Annotated in this window: 2 protein-coding genes and 1 pseudogene; all 3 read right to left on the minus strand. The window is 67.3% G+C overall.

Translation table 11 applies throughout. The features are described 5' to 3' along the window. Positions 1 to 62: 62 nt before the first annotated feature. A complete protein-coding gene (locus ACRWNM_RS20990; RefSeq protein WP_431969747.1) occupies positions 63 to 1,469 on the minus strand; it encodes a Gfo/Idh/MocA family oxidoreductase in 1,407 nt (468 codons plus the stop codon). Between the two features lie 79 nt (positions 1,470 to 1,548). Then, a pseudogene (locus tag ACRWNM_RS20995) lies at positions 1,549 to 1,656 on the minus strand (hypothetical protein); the annotation flags it as partial. A gap of 157 nt (positions 1,657 to 1,813) precedes the next feature. After that, positions 1,814 to 19,084: an amino acid adenylation domain-containing protein gene (locus ACRWNM_RS21000; RefSeq protein WP_431969748.1), complete on the minus strand. Its 17,271-nt coding sequence runs from the start codon at positions 19,082 to 19,084 to the stop codon at positions 1,814 to 1,816. Positions 19,085 to 19,458: the final 374 nt, after the last annotated feature.

The raw sequence follows: 19,458 nt of genomic DNA on the forward strand, positions 1-19,458 counted from the left end.
CGCCGCACCCTATCGGTCGCGCGCGGGAATCGCACCGGGGGCGAATCCCCGCGGGCGTCCGGTCAGGTGAGTGGTACGGGCGTCCCGGAGGCGGACGAGCGCCGCGCGGCCTCGAGCACCCGCAGCGCCGCGACGGCGTCGCGTGGATCCACCGGCACGGGTCCGCCGTCGAGGATCGTGGCGGCCATCTCGGCGTAGAAGGCGGGATAGTCGCCCGCCAGCGTCGGATACGGCGACAGGTCCGGTTCGGCGCCGAGCAGTCCCCAGCGTTCGGATTCGACAGCACCCCACTCGTCCGCACGCGGGTCACGGCCCGCACGGAGCGCCTCTTCCTGCGGGTCGAGGCCGTAGCCGACGTAACCGGCATCCGCGCCGAGCACACGGAAGCGCGGGCCGAGCTGGGGCGTCACCGCGCTCATCCACAAGTGCGAGCGGACACCGCTCGCGTGGGTCAGCGCGAGGAAGACGTCGTCGTCGGTCTGGACGCCGGGGCGGCGGCGGTCCAGCTCGCCGTACACCGAACGAGCCGGACCGAACAGGGTGAGCGCCTGATCCACCAGGTGGCTGCCGAGATCGAAGAGCAGTCCGGCGCCCTCGGCGACGCTGCCGACCTCCCGCCATCCGCCCTTGGACACCGGACGCCACCGCTCGAACCGGGACTCGAAGCGCCGCACCGCGCCGAGCCTGCCGTCCTCGACCAGTGCGCGGATCGTCCGGAAATCGCCGTCCCAGCGCCGGTTCTGGAAGACCGACAGCACGACGCCCGCCCGCTCGGCCCGCGCCACCAGCTCCTCGGCCTCGGCGACGGTGACCGCGAACGGCTTGTCCACCACCGTCGGAATCCCGGCGGCCAACGCCCGCGCCGCCAGCGGCGCGTGGGTTCGATTGGGCGTTGCCACGACCACGAGGCCGATGCCGCGGAGGTCGGCGAACAGCGCGTCGGCGTCCGGGAACACCCGCACCCCGTCGTGCGCGCGGCGGGCCTGCTCGGCACGCTCCGCCGACCCGGTGACCACCGCCGCCACCCGCATTCGCGGTTCCGCGGCAATCAGCGGCGCGTGGAACACCGCGCCCGCCAGGCCGTATCCGACGATGGCCACCTCCAGGCTGCTCATGTCGCCGACGCTACCGCCCGGCGGCCGCGCGCCCGCGCAGCGGCACGGAGCGCTCGACGCGCGGATACCGCTCAGCGCGCGGTTCCGCGCGAAAGTGGTTCGGTCGGTGAGCAATGCGACCGAGGTGAGCGGCCAGGCGCCGACCGCGACCACCAGCAGCAGCCTGCCGAGCAGCCGCAGACCCGCCACGTCGATCGCGACGCCGGTGGAGAACGCGGCGACCGCGGTCATACCGAGTGGGAAGACGGTGGCCCAGCGCCGGATGTCGTAACGCGGCCGCGGCCGGACGGCCTCGGCCAGGAGCAGCACCGCATAACCGAACAGGTTGAGCCCCAACACGATCAGTGTGGTCACGCGGAGGATGTTTTGCGCGACGCGGTGTGTCGGCCTCGGAGGTCCAGCGGGGCCGGTCGCGCACGAAGCGGGTGACGAAGTCGATCGCGAGCAGCACCCACACCGCGGCCGCGAGGACCAGCCAGATCCACGACAGCACTGCGAATCCGGTGAGATGCAGCCCGACCGACACGATGCCGGTGGCCATCACGAACGCGCCCGCCGCCGGGGGCAACTCCTGCCACCATCGCTGTGCCACCCGGCTATCACAACCGGAAAGCGATCGGGGGTCAAGCAACTCGACGGCTATCGGCTCGGCGAGGCGGCTGCGCAGATCGAGGGCAATGGATTTGCATGGACTCCGGTCAGTCGCCTGTCCGGTGATCGGCGGGAGCGTCGGAATGGGCGGTCCGCCGCGGAGCGTGTCCGGACCACGATCGGCTTGTCCTCGCCGGGGCGAGGGCCTGCGGCGTGGGGGTATCGGTGGACCGGAAGTGCTCGGTGAGGACGAGTCCGATTGCGCGGAGTGCGTCCGGGTCGGTCATCCGTTCGTGCCGGGCCGGAATGCGGTGTTCGGTGATACGGCCGGTGATGTGGTTGTTCCATGCGAGAGCCGGAGGGGGGCCGTCGTCTCTGTGGTCCGCGATGGAGCTGAAGTAGATCAGGTCACCGTCGAAGGATGCCGGCCGGTGGTTCCGGGTGAGGTCGACGAGCCGGGTGTAGTCGCGGTGCAAGGTCACGAGATGCTCGGGGGTCAGGGCGGTGAAGAGGCCGCCCTGCCGGTGCAGCAACTCGGCCGCGACCTCGAAGGTGAGGTCGGCGGGGAGCTCGGAAGCAGCGAGGCCGCCGAACTCGGTCAGCAAGTCCACGGTGGTGGGTGTGGGAGTGCTGACGCTGCGGTCGGTGACGACTCGGGTGTCCATCATGGCCAGGGTCGCGACATGGTCACCGTCGCGGCGGAGCTGGACGGCGATCGCGTGGGCGATGGTGCCGCCGAGCGAGTAGCCGAGCAAGTGGTAAGGGCCGTGCGGCTGGACGGACCGGATCTCCCGTACGTAGCGGGCGGCGAGTTGGTCCAGCGTATCGAACCGCGCGGTGGGGTCGGTCAGCGTCGGGGATTGCAGTCCTTGGACGGGACGGTCGGGGTCGAGGTGTTGCACGAGTCCGCTGAAACCCCAGGCCAATCCGATGGCCGGGTGGACGCAGAACAGTGGTGGGTCGGCGCCGGCGGCACGCAGCGGGAGCAGGACCGACAGTGCGTCGCGGGGATCCTGTTCGTCGAGGCCGCGCAGGCGGGTGTCGACGCGGCGGGCCAGCAATTGCGGTGTCGGGTCGGTGAATACCCACTGAATCGGCACCGTGGCACCGGTCGATTCCTCCAGCCGCGCCACCAGTTGGGTGGCGGCCAGCGAGTTGCCGCCGAGGGCGAAGAAGCCATCGTCGACGCCGACTGGTTCGATGTCGAGAGTCCGGGTGAAGGCGTCGCAGACCGTGGCCTCGAGCGGGGTGGACGGCGGCCGGAATCGGGAGTGTCGCCGGTCGGGTGCCGGCAGGGCTTTGTAGTCGAGTTTGCCGGTGGAGGTGAGGGGGATCCGGTCGAGGGTGAGGATCGTGGTCGGGATCATGTGGGTGGGTAGCCGGGTCGCGAGGTAGGTGGTCAGTGCGAGGGTGTCGGATGCGGTGTCCGGGGTGGGTACGACGTAGCCGGTGAGTTGGTCGGTGCCGTTGGGTTGGGTGTGGATCGTGACGGCGGCGTGGGTGATGTCGGGGTGGCTGCGTAGCGCGGCTTCGATGTCGCCGCGTTCGATGCGGTGGCCGTGGATCTTGAGTTGGAGGTCGCTGCGGCCCTGGTATTGCAGCGTTCGGTCGGCGGTCCAGGTGACCAGGTCGCCGGTGCGGTACATCCGTGTCCCGGGCGGCCCATAGGGGTCGGGGACGAATCGGGATGCTGTGGTTGCGAATTGCTTGTGGTAGCCGCGGGCGAGGCCCGGTCCGGACACGTACAGTTCGCCGACTACTCCGGGTGGGACGGGGCGTAGTCTGCGGTCGAGTACGACGGCGGTGAATCCGCGGGTCGGGCCGCCGATTGTTATCGGACCGTTGGTGGTCCATGGTGCGCCGGCGCAGCTCATGACGGTGGATTCGGTAGCCCCGTAGGAGCTGATCACCGTCCGGCCCGGTATCCACTGTTCTGCCAGATCCGGTGGGCATATCTCGCCGCCGACCATCAGGGTGCCGAGGGTGTCGAGTTCATTGGGGGGCAGCGATGCGAGCACTGTCGGGGTGAAGGCGGCATGGGTGACGTTTCCGGCTTCGATCACCTCGGCCAGTTCGGTGCCCGCGACTACCGCTGCGGGTGCGAGGACCAGTGTGGCGCCTGCGGCTGCGGCGCTGAGCAATTCGAGGACCGAGACGTCGAAGGTCAGTGCAGCGGCGCCCAGCACTCGTGCGGCCGGGGTGAGGCCGAACCGTTCCCGTGTTTCGGCGGCAAGGTCCGCTATCCCGCTGTGGGTGACCACGACACCTTTGGGAATCCCGGTGGAGCCCGAGGTGTACATCAGGTAGGCCGGGTGGTGTGGCCGTAGCGTGGTCGTGCGGTCGTGGTCGGTGATCGCGGCGGGAGACGCCGACGCTGTCTTCGCGGCGAAGGAAGGGTCGTCGAGGGCGAGCCATCCGGTGGTGTCCGGCAGCTGGTCTCGGTGGATCCCGAGTGTGAGCCCTACGGCGGCACCGGAATCGGTGAGCATGCTGGCGATCCGGTCCCGGGGATGGGTGGGGTCGATCTGGACGAACGCGCCACCGGATTTGGCGACCGCCCAGACGGCGATCACGGCGTCGATGGAGCGCGGTAACGCTATGGCTACCAACGATTCCGGTCCTATTCCTGTCTCGATCAGTACCCGCGCCCACCGATTCGAGGTCTCATCGAGTTCGCGGTAGGACAGTCTTACGCCGTCGCAGACCACCGCTTCCGTGTCCGGAGTCATTGCGGCCGTCAACACCTGCGGCAATACCGACATCACCGCGCCGGGCCGGCCGCGAACGGGCACCAGCGTGGCTCGTTCGACCGGCGACAGCAGCTGCAGCTGGGTCAGCGGGAGGTCGATGTGTTCGGCGATGGTGCCGAGCACTCGCAGCATTCGGTCGGCGATGGCGTCGATCTGGTGTTGTGTGAACAGTTCCGGCAGGTATTTGAAGGTCAGGTGCACTCGGGCGTCCTGGTGGACGACCAGGCCGAGCGGATAGTGCGCGGCGTCGCGTCCGTGCACGTCGAGGACATGCATGCCCGCGATGTCGGTGTCTTCGGACAGCCCGGCCCGGTCGACCGGGTAGGACTCGAGGACGGTCACGGTGTCGAACATCGCGCCGGGACCGGCCACGCGCTGGATCTGGGCGAGCCCGAGGTGGTGATGGTCGAGCAGCGAGGCTTGTTCGGTTTGGATTCGCCGGAGTAGCTGGGCCAGGGTTTCGCGATGATCGAGCCGGATCCGGACGGGCACGGTATTGACGAACAGCCCGATCATCGATTCGATGCCGGAGATCTGCGCCGGACGCCCGGAGACGGTGGTGCCGAAGACCACGTCCTCGCGGGCGGTCGAGGTAGCGAGCACGATCGCCCAGGCGGCTTCGATGAGGGTGTTGAGGGTGGCCTCGTGTCGATGGGCCACCGCGACGAGGGCCGCGGTGCGCTGCTGGCTCAGCTGCACCTGGACTTCGCGCGCGGCGATGGTGGGGCGGCGGCCGCGGTCCGCGGGCGCCAGCAGAGTCGGCTCGGTCGTGCCCTCGAATGTCCGCGCCCACGCGGCTTCCGCCGCGTCCCGGTCCTGGGTGTTCAGCCACCTCAGGTAGTCGCGGTAGGGACGCACCGGGGGCAACACCGTGGGGTCGCTGTCGCCGGCGTAGAGGGTCAGCAGTTCCCGGATCAGCAGTGGCGTGGACCAGCCGTCTATCAGGATGTGATGCATGCTCAACAGCAGCCGATACTGCCGGGGCCCGGTGTTGATCAGGGTGAGTCGCAGCAGCGGCGCCGCGGTCACGTCGAAGCATGCGCGGCGGTCGGTGTCCATGAGCTGTTCGAGCGCAGCTTCCGTGTCGTCGCGCCCGGCCAGGTCGATCTCGGTGAACGGCACGTCGATGTGCTGGTGTACCACCTGGACCGCTTCGCGTGCGCCGTCGCGCACGAACGCGGTCCGCAGGTTCGGGTGCCGTCCGATGAGAGCCTGCGCGGCGCGGCGCAGCCGGTCCGTGTCGACGCGCCCGCCGAGTTCCAGACAGAGTTGCACCATGTAGGCGTCGAGGGTGCCGTCGGCGAGCTGGGCGTGGAACATCAACCCTGACTGCAGCGGCGTGAGTGGCCAGATGTCGTCCAGTGTCGGACGTCCGGTCTCGAGCCGGTCGATCGCGCCTTGGTCGAGGTCGACGAGGTCGACGTCGGAGGGGGTGAGCCCGCCTGCGCCGGGGCGGGACGCGTGTGCGGCCAGAGCGGTCACCGCGTCGCGCCACAGTCCCGCGAGGTCGGTGACCTCGGAGGAGGTGAGCAGGCCGGTCGGATACTCCCAGGCGGCGGTCAGGGTAGGCCCGTCCGATGTATCGATGGTGACCGCGTTGATGCCCAGCAGGGCTGCGACTGGTGCGTCGGGATTCTGGACGCTGCCGCCCTCGGGGCCGTCGCCGACGGGCATCCACCCGATGTCGCGCACCACTGCGGGAGTGGTGTCGAGCCGACCGAGATAGTTGAAACTCACCTGGGGGGTGGGCAGTTCACGCAGGATGCGGGTGGTATCGGTGTTGAGGTGGCGCAGCAGCCCATAGCCGATCCCGTGGTTGGGGACCTGCCGGAGCTGTTCCTTGACCGACTTGACGACCGCTGCGGCGGCACCCCCGGCGGCGAAGGCGTCGTCGATGTCGATGTCCGACAGGTCGAGCCGGACGGGGTAGGTGGTGGTGAACCATCCGATGGTGCGGGTGAGGTCGGCGCCGGGGAGCACCGTGTCGTGGCGGCCGTGGCTTTCGAGGGTGAGCAGCGTCTCGGTGACGGTGTCGCCGTGGCGGCGCCGCCATCGAGTCAGCGCCAGCGCGAGCCCGGCCACCAGGGCGTCGTCCACGTTGCCGTGGAACGCCCGGGGCAGGGTGGTGAGTACGGCGCGGGTCACCGCGGTAGGGAGCGCCACCTCGACGGTGGCGACGGTAGCTTGCACGTCCACGACCGGGTCGATCGGGCGGGCGATCGGCGGATCGTCGGCGGCGAGAGTGGACCGCCACCAGTCGAGTTCGTCGAGGCTCCCGGCCGCGGTGTGCAGAGCATGCGCCCAGCGTCGCATCGAGGTGCCGACGGGCGCGAGCCGTGGCCGTTGCCCGGCACTCAGCTGGGCCCACGCCGCGGCGAAATCGGGGATGAGGATCCGCCACGACACGCCGTCGATCACCAGGTGGTGCGCGACGACGAGCAGCCGTCCCGGCTGTCCGGCCCAGTCGAACCAGACCAGCTGCAGCACGACTCCGGCTGCGGGGTCGAGGCGTTCGGCCGCCGCGTTCGCCTCGGCGTCGGCGAGCGCCGCGAAGGCGCTGCTGTCCGGTGCCACATCCACCGGCACGCGCCGGACCAGCCCGGCGGCGGGCATCGCGGTCGGTTGCACCCGTAGCGTCCACCCCGAGGTGTGCGCGGGTTCCGGCTGTAGTCGAGCTCGCAGCATGTCGTGGTGATCGATCACCGCCTGGACGGTGGCACCGATTCCGGTGGCGTCGATACCGGTTGGCAGAGTGAGCATCACCCACTGGCAGAAGCGGTCGAAGCCGCCGCGCTCGATCATCCACCACATGATCGGCGTCACCGGTACCGGTCCCACACCCCCGCCGGGCAGTTCCGCCGGAAGGGAAGTCGCCGCGGCGCTGTCGTCGAGAACGGCGATCTCGGCCAGCCCGGCAACCGTCTTACGCTCGAACACCTCGCGCGCGGAGAACACCACACCCGCCGACCTGGCTCGCGTCACCAACTGGATCGACATGATGCTGTCGCCGCCAAGGGCGAAGAACGAATCGTCGGCGCCGACCGTGTCGATACCCAATACCTCGGCGAACAGTTCCGCCAGCGTCGTCTCCACTTCGGTGGCCGGTGCCCGGAATTCGGCTCGGCCCGTGGTGAAGTCCGGCTCGGGCAGAGCGTCGCGGTCGAGCTTGCCGTTCGCCGTCGCAGGCAGCGCGTCGAGCACCATCACGGTCGCGGGCACCATGTGCGAGGCCAACCGCTCCGCGGCGAACGCGAGGACCGCGGGCGCGTCGAGATCGGAGCCGTGCTCGGGCACCACATACCCGATCAACCGGGCGCCAGTAGCGGGGTCCCGGTGCACGGTCGCCACTGCACGGGCCACACCCGGGCAGGCCACCAGAGCCGATTCGACCTCGCCGAGCTCGATGCGGAAACCACGAACCTTGACCTGGAAATCCGACCGGCCCACGTAGTCGAGCGCCAGAGTCCCGTCCGGCAGCCGCAGCCACCGCATCAGGTCACCGGTCCGATACATGCGCTGCCCCGGACCTGCGAACGGATCGGCGACGAACCGCGACGCCGTCAGACCCAACCCGTTGCGGTAACCGCGAGCCAGACCCGGGCCCGCCAGATACAACTCTCCCACGACCCCGACCGGCACCGGCCGCAACCATGCGTCGAGCACGACCTGACCGACCCCGCGGGTCGGGCCGCCGATCGTCACCGCCTCACCTGCCACCATCGGCGCACCCGCATCGGTCATGATCGTGGCCTCCGCTGGACCGTAGGCGTTGAAGAATCTCCGGCCCGGTGCCCACCGCGACACCAGTTTGGGTGAGGGCGCCTCGCCACCGACCACGACGGTCCCGAGGTCCTCGAGCCCGTCGGGATCGACCGTCCCCAAGGCCGTGGGCGTCAGCGCGGCATGGGTCACCTTCGTGCGCAACAGGATCTGCGCCAGCTCGCCCCCGCCGTAGACGGTCGGGGGCACAATCACCAGCCGCCCACCCGTCGCGAGCGCCCACATGTGTTCGAAGACCGCCGCATCGAAACTGGGAGACGCGAAATGCAGCACCCGCGCGCTCGGCCCGATGTTCAACCGCGAACATTGTTCGGCCACCAGATTCGCCAGCCCTCGATGCGACACCACCACACCCTTCGGCACACCTGTCGAGCCGGACGTGTAGATCACGTACGCCGCACTGTCGACCCGGACCGGCGATGTTCGCTCCGCATCGGTCACCGGCACCGCCGGCAACCCGGCGGCCTCCGCTTCGACAGCCGACTCGTCCAGGATCAACCACGGCACCGGCCCAGGCAGCCGGTCTCGCCACTCCGACCGTGTGATTCCTACCGCCACACCCGAATCGGTGAGCATGTGCTCGATCCGACTGGCTGGGTACTGCGGGTCCACCGGCACGAACGCTGCCCCCGACTTGGCCACCGCCCACACCGCCAGCACCGAATCGATCGACCGCGGCAATCCCACCGCGACACTCGCTTCCGGCCCCACACCCCGACCGATCAACAATCGGGCCAACCGATTCGACTCCGCATCCAGCTCGCCGTACGTCCACCACCGATCCCCGCATACCACCGCGACCGCCCCCGGATCCCTCTCCACCGCCGCCGCCAACAACTCTGGCAACACCTGCTCCGGCACCGCCGGGTCGCCCGAAACCGGCGTCAACTCCCGGTGTTCCGCCGGGGAGAGCAGATCCAGTCGCGCCAGCGGCAGATCCGGGTCGGCGGCAATGACGCCGATGACGCGCAGGACCCTCCGCAGGGTCGCATCCATCGTGTCCTGGTCGAAGAGTTCGGGCAGATACTTGATTTCGACGTGCAGTTGCGTGTCGACCCGCGCGACCACTCCCAGTGGATAGTGCGCGCCGTCGGTGCCGGTCACGTCGAGCAGCCGCATGCCGGCGATATCGGTGTCCGCGGTCAGCCCGCCGCGATCGATCGGGAAGGACTCGAACACCGTGATCGTGTCGAATACCGCCGCGGGCCCGGCCACCCGCTCGATGTCGGTCAGACCCACGTAGTGGTGATCGAGCAGCCCGGCCTGCTCCGCCTGGATTCGGTCGAGCAGCTGCCCCAAGCTCTCGGCGGGATCGAGACGGACGCGCACCGGCAGTGTGTTGATGAACAGCCCGATCATCGACTCGATGCCCGCGATCTGTGGAGGCCGTCCGGACACCGTGGCGCCGAACGTCACATCCTCCCGGGATGTGAACGCGCCCAACACGATCGCCCATGCCATCTGGATCACAGTGTTGAGGGTGACGCCACGGGCCCGCGCCATGCCTGCCAGCGACGCGGTCTGTTCCTCGGTCAGTTCGCCGTGTACCTCACGTGATTCGGTGTAGGGGCGGCCGGGATCGGCCGGAGCCACCAGGGTCGGCCCGTCGGCGCCGTCGAACGCGCGGGCCCAGGCGTCGAGCGACGCGGCCGGGTCCCGCTTGACGATCTCCGCCAGGAAGTCCCGGTAGGGACGTATGCGGGGCAGGATCGCGGCGTCGCCGTCGGTGGCATAGAGGATCAGGAACTCCTTCAGGAGCAGTGGCGTCGACCAGCCGTCGAGCAGCAGGTGATGATTGGTCAGCACCAGCCGGTAGTGCTCGGGCCCCGTGGTGACCAGCATCCAGCGGAGCAGCGGGGCGCGAGCCGGGTCGAACCGGGCCGCCCGGTCCGCGGCCATCAGTCGATCCCACTCGCGATTCCGTGCACCGTCCTCCAGCCCGGACAGGTCGAGCTCCGACCAGGGGACCTCGACGTTTTCGTTGACCACCTGCACCGGTCCGGCGGCGGTGTCGGTGACGAATGCGGTGCGCAGATTCGCATGCCGGTCGAGCAGCACCTGCCCGGCTCGGCGCAGCCGCTCCGGGTCGACCCGCCCACGCAGCTCGAGGACCAACTGCACCAGGTAGGCGTCCATCGACTCCTCGGACACCAGCGCATGGAACAGCAACCCCTCCTGCAACGGAGTCAATGGCCAGACGTCGCTCAACGCCGGATAGCTGTCTTCGAGTCGCTCGATCTCGGGCTGCCCGAGCCTGACCAGATCCAGATCCGATGGCGTCCGTCCCCCGGCACCGGCGCGATGGACATGTCTCGCCAACGTGGTCAAGACCCGGCGCCACGACTCCGCCACCTCGCGCACCTCGTCGACGGTGAGTACCCCGGCGGGATACGACCAGATCGCCCGCAACCGCGGCCTGCCCGCATCGTCGAGGGTGAAGGCCGTGATGTCGAGCACCGCCGACACCGGCATATCCGGATTCTGCACACCGGCGAGTTCGGCACCCGCGAGGTCGTCGCCCACCCGCATCCATCCGGCCGACTGCGTTCCTTCGGGAATCTTCGTGGAGACGTAGTCGAACGCGATCTGCGGCGTCGGCAGCGTCCCGAGTATCGGTCCGGTGTCCTCGTTGAGATACCGCAACAAGCCGTAGCCGATTCCGTGGTCCGGGACAGCGCGCAGCTGTTCCTTGACGGACTTGACCGCTGCCTCCACAGCCGGCCCACCGGTGCACGCGTCGTCGAGATCGATGCCCGACAGATCCAGGCGCATCGGAAAACTCGTGGAGAACCAGCCGACCGTCCGGGTGAGATCCGAGCCCGGGACGGTACCTTCCGCACGGCCGTGCCCTTCGAGACCGATCACCACGTCCGCGAGCGGGCCGCCGAAGGCTTCCGTTCGACGCTCGCGCCGCCACTTCGTCACCGCTACCGCCAGCGCGGCCAGCAGCCCGTCGCCCACATTGCCGTGGAATGCCGCGGGCACGTCTGTCAACAGCGCCTCGGTCACCTCGGGGGGCACGTCGACCTCGACCGTGCGGGCCGTGGCAGCAACATCGATCGCGGGGTCGAGGGGCCGGGACCCGATCACCGGATCGTCCCCGGTTGCCATCGCCTGCCACAAGTCGAGCTCGGCGGCCCGCTCCGGGCGCTGGGCTGCCTCGACCAACCCGTGCGCCCACCTGCGCATCGATGTCCCGACCGGGGCCGGATCGGGTGGCTCGCCGGACTCGATCCGCGCCCATGCGCCCGCGAAGTCCACAACCAGCACCCGCCAGGACGCGCTGTCGATCGCCGAATGATGCACCAGCACAAGCACTCTGCCCGGTTCTGCCGCGTCGACCGGATCGAACCAGACCACCTGCATCACGATCCCGGCGCCCGGATCGAGCCGGTCTGCGGCGGCATCCAATTCCGCCGCCGCCGACGCACGGAACTCGACGCTGCCCGGCTTCCCCTCCATCGCGACCCGGTGGACGACGTCGTCGGCGCGAATCTTCCCGACCGGCAGCACCTCCCACGTCCAGCTCCCCTCGGCGCCCCGGCGCAGCCGCGCGCGCAGCATGTCGTGCCGATCGAGTACCGCCTGCACCGTGGCCGCCAGCCTCTGCTGGTCGATCCCCGCAGGCGGAGCCAGCACCACTGCCTGCGAGAAGCGGCCGAACCCCGACTCCGCGCGTTCGATCAGCCGTCGCATGATCGGCGTCAGCGGTATCGGCCCGACACCCCCGCCGGGCAGTTCTTTCGGAAGGGAGGTCGCCGCGGTGCTGTCGCGGACGGCGATCTGGGCCAGCCCGGCAACCGTTTTGCGCTCGAACACGTCGCGCGCGGAGAACACCACACCCGCCGCCCTGGCCCGGGTGACCAGCTGGATCGACATGATGCTGTCGCCGCCGAGGGCGAAGAACGAATCATCGAGGCCGACCGTGTCGATACCCAGTACACCGGAGAACGATTCGGCGATCGTGCGTTCGAGCGGTGTCTCGGGTGCTCGGAACGCCTTGTTGCCGGTGAATACCGGATCCGGCAGCGCCTTGCGATCCAGCTTGCCCGCGGGTGTCAAGGGAATCCGCTCCAGCACCATGATCGAGGACGGGACCATATAGGACGGCAACCGGCCGGTGAGGTACTCGGTCATGATCGTGGTATCGATCGAGTTACCAGGCGCGGCAACAACATACGAAACCAGCGACTGGGTCCCGGAATCGCTGCGGTGACCGATCGTTGCGGCGAAATCGACGGTTTCATGGGCGGCGAGCGACGCATCGATCTCCCCGAGCTCGATGCGCAGACCACGAATCTTGACCTGGAAATCCGACCGGCCGAGATGTTCGATCGCTCCGTGGGCCGTCCATCGGACCAAGTCTCCGGTGCGGTACATGCGTTCGCCGGGCGCCCATGGGCATGCTATGAAACGCGCGGCGGTCAGCCCCGCCCGGCGGTGGTATCCGCGGGCCAGCAAGGCGCCCGCGATATACAATTCGCCTGTCACGCCGACTGCTACGGGTTGTAGTCGTTGATCGAGCACCCACGCGGAGGCACCGCGAATCGGGGTACCGATGGTGACCGGTTCGCCTGCCGTCAATGGGGAGGTCAGCGTCGCGGCGATAGTGGTCTCGGTAGGCCCGTATTCGTTGACCATGCTCCGGCCGTAGTCGCTCCATCGCTCGACCAACTTGCTGCCGCAGTCCTCGCCGCCGACCAGTAGGTTTCTCAAATCCGGTAGCGGCCAACGGGTGTGGTCGATAGTGGACAACGCCGAAGGTGTGATCAGGACGTGACTGACGTGCTCGCGCTCGAGTAGTTCGGCGAGTTCGTCGCCGCCGTAGACATCGCTGGGCGCGATGACCATGGTCGCGACCCAGTACACCGCGTCCAGTAATTCCAGTACCGCCACATCGAAGCTCGGCGAAGCCAGATGCAGAACGCGAGAACCCGATGCGATTCGCATGCCATGCCGGTGCACGGTGGCGCAGTTGCGGAGTCCGCGGTGGGTGACCGCGACGCCTTTGGGTAGTCCGGTCGATCCGGAGGTGTAGAGGACGTAGGCGATGTCGTCGATACGCAGCGGGCGTACCCGGTCGCTATCGGTGACGGGGCGGTTTTCGGCCTCGGGCAGGTCCTCCGGTGTCAACCAGTCGATGTCGTCGGGTAATTGCGTTCGCGCGGATGCCACCGTCAGACCGATCGCCGCCTTGGAATCGGTCACCATGTGGGTGATGCGTTCGACGGGATTGGTCGGGTCGATCGGCAGGAAAGCAGCGCCCGACTTTGCGACGGCCCATACCGCGAGTATGGAATCGGGGGAGCGTGGCATGCCGATCGCGACGACATCTTCCGGGCCGACACCTCGCTGAATCAGTGTCCGAGCCAACCGATTCGAACGCTCGTTCAGCTCTCGATAGCTCAGCTGCTGCCCCTCGAAAACGATCGCCGTGGCGTGGGGATCCCGTGCGGCTGCCGCGGTCAACAGGTCGGCCAGTGTGGCGGGCGTCGCTGCGGGCGCACCGGAGCGCGACAACAGATCAGCACGTTCGGCGGGCTCGAGCACCTCGATCATCCCGACCGGGACCGTGGGATCGGTGGCCACCGACTCCAGTACCCGGATCCACCGGTGTGCGAGAGAGTCGATCGTCGCGGCGTCGAACAGATCCGTGGCGTAGGTGACCGCTACCGCCATCTCGCCACCGTTGTGGTTGTCCGACAGTACGACCTGCAGGTCGAAACGAGACACTTCGTTGGGGAGGTCGACCACCGATACCTCGAGACCGGGCAGTTCGAGCTTCACCTGTTCCAGGTTCTGGAATGCCAGCATCACCTGGAACATCGGGTGCCGGGACTGGGACCGGTGGGGAGCGAGTTGGTCCACCAGTTGCTCGAACGGCACGTCGGCGTGTCCGAAGGCATCCAGATCGATCTGCCTGATTCGGCCGAGCAGGTCGGTGAACGACTCGTCGAGATCGACCTCGGTCCGCAACACCAGGGTGTTGACGAACATGCCAATCACATCGTCGAGTTCGGCCGCGCCTCGTCCGGCGATCGGTGTGCCGATCGGAATATCGGTGGTACCGCTCAGCCGGGCGAGCAGGACCGCCAGCGCGCCGTGGATCACCATGAACAGCGACGAACTACGTTGCCGCGCAAAGCTTTCCAACGCACGCACCAACTCGGCATCCAAGGTGTAGTCGATGGTGGCACCCCGATTGGACGCCACCACCGGCCGTGGCCTGTCGGTCGGCAAACGAAGTTCTTCGGCAACTCCGTCCAGGGCTTCGGTCCAGTACCGGATCTGCTGGGCGCCCAGCGATTCCGGATCGTCGGGCGAGCCGAGGGTAGCTCGTTGCCACAGTGCGTAATCCGCGTACTGGATCGGCAGCGGTGTCCACGAAGGGACTTCTCCGCGGACCCGCGTGGTGTACGCGGTCGTCACGTCGCGGGCCAGTGGTGTCATCGAGAAACCGTCCGCGGCGATGTGGTGCACCACGACGGCCAGCAGGTATTCGGGGTCCTCGCTACCGGCAGCGCGGAACAATCGGGCGCGGACCGGCGCCCGGGTGCTCACATCGAAGCCCTCGGTGACGAATTCGGTTACCGCTGCGTCCAATTGGCTCGGCGGAACCGATACCAGGGCCAGCTCGGGGTCTATCTGGTCGGCGGGTTCGATGAGCTGGATCAGCATTCCGTCGTGGTCCGGGTACCGCGTCCGCAAAGATTCGTGCCTGCGCAGCACGTCGACCATGGCCGATCGCAGGGCGTCGACATTCAACTCGCCACGCAACCGAATGGCGATCGGCACGTTGTATGTCCCCGAGCTGGTGTCGTACTGGTTGAAGAACCACATCCGTTGTTGGGCAGGTGCCAAGGGCACGAGATCCGGGCGCGGCCCGGCGATGAGCGGTGGGCGTTGTCGCCTCGTGCCGGAATGCTGTTCTATGCGGGTAGCGAGTGCCGCTACCGTGGGCGCCTCGAACAACAGCCGCACCGGAATTTCGGTATCCAGCGCGGCCCCGAGTCGCGCGGCAACCCGGATCGCGACCACGCTGTCCCCGCCGAGGGCGAAGAACGAATCGTCGAGGCCGACGGTATCGATTTTCAAAACCTCGGCGAATGATCTGGCGATCGTGCGTTCGAGTGCTGTCCGGGGTGCTCGGAACACCTGGTAGTCGGTGAATACCGGATCCGGTAGCGCCTTGCGGTCCACTTTGCCCACCGGCGTCAAGGGGATCCGCTCCAGCACCATGATCGCGGACGGGACCATATAGGACGGCAACCGGTCGGCCAGGTACTCGGTCAGGATCGTGGTATCGATCGAACCACCGGACGCGGCAACAACATACGAAGCCAGCGACTCGGTCCCGGAATCGTTGCGGTGGCCGATGGTCACGGCGAAACCGACGCTCTCATGGGTGGCGAGAGTCGCATCGATCTCGCCGAGTTCGATACGCAGCCCACGAATCTTCACCTGGAAATCCGACCGGCCGAGATGCTGGATCGCTCCATCGGCTGTCCACCGGACCACGTCCCCCGTGCGATACATCCGCTCGCCGGGCGCCCAAGGACACGCTACGAAACGCTCGGCCGTCAAAGCTGTCCGGCGATGATATCCGCGGGCCAGCAGACCACCCGCGACATACAACTCACCCGCCACGCCAACGGGCACCGGTTGCAGCCGCGGATCCAGCACCCATTGCGAGACACCGCGAATCGGGCCACCGATCGTGACCAACTCACCCGCCACCAATGGGGAAGTCAGCGTCACGGCAATGGTGGCCTCGGTAGGCCCGTATTCGTTGAATATGTTCCGGCCGTCGTCGCTCCATCGCTCGACCAACTCGGTGCCGTAGCCCTCGCCGCCGACCAGCAGGTATCTCAAATCCGGTAGCGGCCAACGGGTGCGGTCGATCGTGGACAACGTCGTCGGCGGGATCAGGACATGACTGACATGCTCGCGGTCGAGCAGTTCGCCGAGTTCGTCGCCGCCGTAGACATCGCTGGGCGCGATGACCATGATCGCACCCGCGCACAACGCCAACAGCAATTCCAGTACCGACACATCGAAGCTCGGCGAAGCCAAATGCACTATACGAGAATCGGATTCGATGCCCATGGCATCGCGGTGCACGATGGCGCAGTTGCCGAGGCCGCGGTGGGTGACCGCGACGCCTTTGGGTAGTCCGGTCGATCCGGAGGTGTAGATGACATAGGCGACGTCATCGACACGCAGCGGGCGTACCCGGTCACCGTCGGTGACGGGGCGGGTCTCGGCCTCGTCGAGGTCCTCGAGTATCAACCAGTCGATGTCATCGGGTAATTGCGTTCGCGCGGATGCCACCGTCAGACCGATCGCCGCCTTGGAATCGGTCACCATGTGGGTGATGCGTTCGGCGGGATAGGTCGGGTCGATCGGAAGGAACGCAGCACCCGACTTGGCGACCGCCCATACCGCGAGAACCGAATCCGGAGAGCGCGGGATGCCGATCGCGACGACATCTTCCGGGCCGACACCTCGCTGAATCAGCAGCCGGGCCAACCGATTCGAACGCTCGTCCATTTCCCGATAGCTCAGCTGCTGCCCCTCGAAAACGATCGCCGTGGCGTGGGGATCCCTTGCGGCTGCCGCGGTCAACAAGTCAGCCAAAGTAGTGGGCGCCGCCGTGGGTGCACCAGAGCGTGACAGCAGATCGGCTCGCTCAGCAGGCTCGAGCACCTCGATGCCCCCAGCCGCAACGGTGGGATCGGTAGCTATCGACTCGAGTATCCGGATCCACCGGTGTGCGAAAGAATCGATCGTCGCGGCATCGAACACATCGGTGGCATAGGTGACCGCTACCGCCATGCCGCCACTGTCATGATCGTCCGACATCACGATCTGTAGGTCGAAACGAGACACCTCGTCGGGCAGGTCGACCACCGACGCATCCAGAGCGGGCAACTCCGGCGCCACCCGGTCCGGATTCTGGAAAGCCAGCATCACCTGGAACATCGGGTGCCGGGACTGGGACCGGTGGGGAGCGAGTTGGTCCACCAATTGCTCGAACGGCACGTCGGCGTGTCCGAAGGCATCCAGATCGATCTGCCTGATTCGGCCGAGCAGGTCGGTGAACGACTCGTCGAGATCGACCTCGGTCCGCAACACCAGGGTGTTGACGAACATATCGACCACGTCGTCGAGTTCGGACGCACGGCGTACGGCGACCCGCGTGCCGATCGGAATGTCGGTCGAACCGCTCAAGCGGGCGAGCAGGACTGCCAACGCACCATGAATCACCATGAACAGTGGCGAACCACGTTGCCGTGCAAACCTTTCCAATGCCCGAACCAACTCGGCACCCACCGTGTAGCCGAGGGTGGCACCCCGATTCGACAGCACCGTCGGCCGCGGCCTGTCAACCGGCAGAGGGAGCTCCTCAGGAAGGTCCGCGAGCGTGGCTTGCCAGAACGCCAGGTTCTCGCGGCGGCGCCGTGCCTCCGCGCCGTGGCGGGCACTGTCGGGGTGGACCTGCCCGAGATCGGTGTCCGGTGCGGCGGCGGCGAACGCATCGAGGAACTGCACGAATCTGGTGTAATGCGCCGACAATTCGGGGCCGGTGTAGAGGTTGGGATTGGCCATGAAGTGGAGGATCGTTTGCGGCGGGTCTCCGGCCTGGTACAGGTCGACCAGCAAATCTTCGACCGGCCCGGAGCTGAGGATATGGAATTCCGCGGTCATCGACCCGAGCCGGAGCTCCTGGGGGAAGAACATGACATTCACCACCGGGCCCGCGAAACGCCGCTGCCCGTTGTGTCCCGCGGCGGCGCGAATGTCGGTGAGGCCGCACCGCTGGTGCCGCAACGCGCCGATCAGGTCGGACTGCACGCGTCGCACCAGCGTCGCGATCGTGTCGCCCGTACCGAGCGTAATCGGAAGCGGCACAACGTTGACGAAGACTCCAGCGGACCGTCGCAGCACCGCCGTGGTACGACCCGATACGGGGATATTGACCAGGACCTTGTCCCGGCCGGTCATACGGGCCAGATAGCTTCCGAATGCGGCGATCACCACCGCGGCCGGGCTCGCCTCCAACGCCTCCGCGGAATGATCGATCCGCCCTACCGTCTCGGTGGGCAGTTCGGCTTTTGCCACGACACTGTCCGCGCGTGCGGGTGCGTATCCGTCGGCCAGGCTGGACTCGTCCTCGACGTCGGCGAGCCTGTCCAGCCAATATGCTTGGTCGCTGGTGAATCGCTTGGACTCCCGGTAACTGCGATCGGCCTCGTAGAGGGTGCGCAGGTCTGCCGCCCGGTTCGGCTCCGCTGTCCGGCCCTGCACCGCCGCTGTGTACAGCGCCGCGACCCGGTTCATTACCGTCATCGCGGCGTAGCCGTCCCCTGCGACGTGGTGGCCCTTGAGGTACCACAGGAAATGCCGATCCCCGACCTGCAACATCACCCATGTCAGCAACCGGTCTCGGGTCATATCCATAGGCGAGGTGTACTGCCGGTGCATCCACTGCAAGGCCGCCGTCATGGGGTCCGGTTCACCACGCATATCGATGAGCGGCCCCGTCGAATCCAGCGACGGGTCGAACAACTGATACGGCTCACCGTCGATCTCTAGCAGCCGCATATACCCCGATTGGCATTCGTGGCCTGCTTGAATCGAAACCTTGCGAAGTAAGTCGAGATCCAGATCCCCATGGAACTCGAGATACTGTGCCTCACATATCGGCACATCCGGGCTCAATTGCTGCGCCAGCCACAGCCCCCGCTGCCCCGCGGACAGCGGCACCGGCTGAGTGACCGACACGTTTGGCTCGGCGTCCCCACCCGATCCCTGGTCGGGCAGGAACTGCGGTCGCGGAACGGTCATCACTTGCCTCCAGACCCGACCGCGCCCAGTATAAGCCGACTGATTGGTATGCGTATACCCCCTGACCCACGATCCGCGTCGCGTAATAACGTCAATATTTACGAAAGTGATAGACGGCGCTCCGTGATTCCTCCACGTAGATCGTCGAGGCGCATCGGGTGCGTATAGCGATCGGCTCGACTAATGAATCATTCGCGATGGCTCGACACCTCGATGCAATTACTTCGGTGCCCGATTGCGAATTGCCTCTGCTTGCTCGCGATCGAGCATCGGGCCCGGCGGGATCGATGACGCGGCCATATTTGGACATGTAATAAGTGCAGGTCCAACGCGCTTCGCCCGATCTTGCGTCTTTTTTGTCCGTTTTCGGAGAA

Origin of the sequence: Nocardia sp. bgisy134, assembly GCF_965341865.1 — a bacterium.
Lineage (GTDB): Bacteria > Actinomycetota > Actinomycetes > Mycobacteriales > Mycobacteriaceae > Nocardia.

Bases quoted from the DNA above. Each gene is read 5' to 3' on its own strand.
- ACRWNM_RS21000 (WP_431969748.1), bottom strand. From the start codon at position 19,084: ATGACCGTTCCGCGACCGCAGTTCCTGCCCGACCAGGGATCGGGTGGG.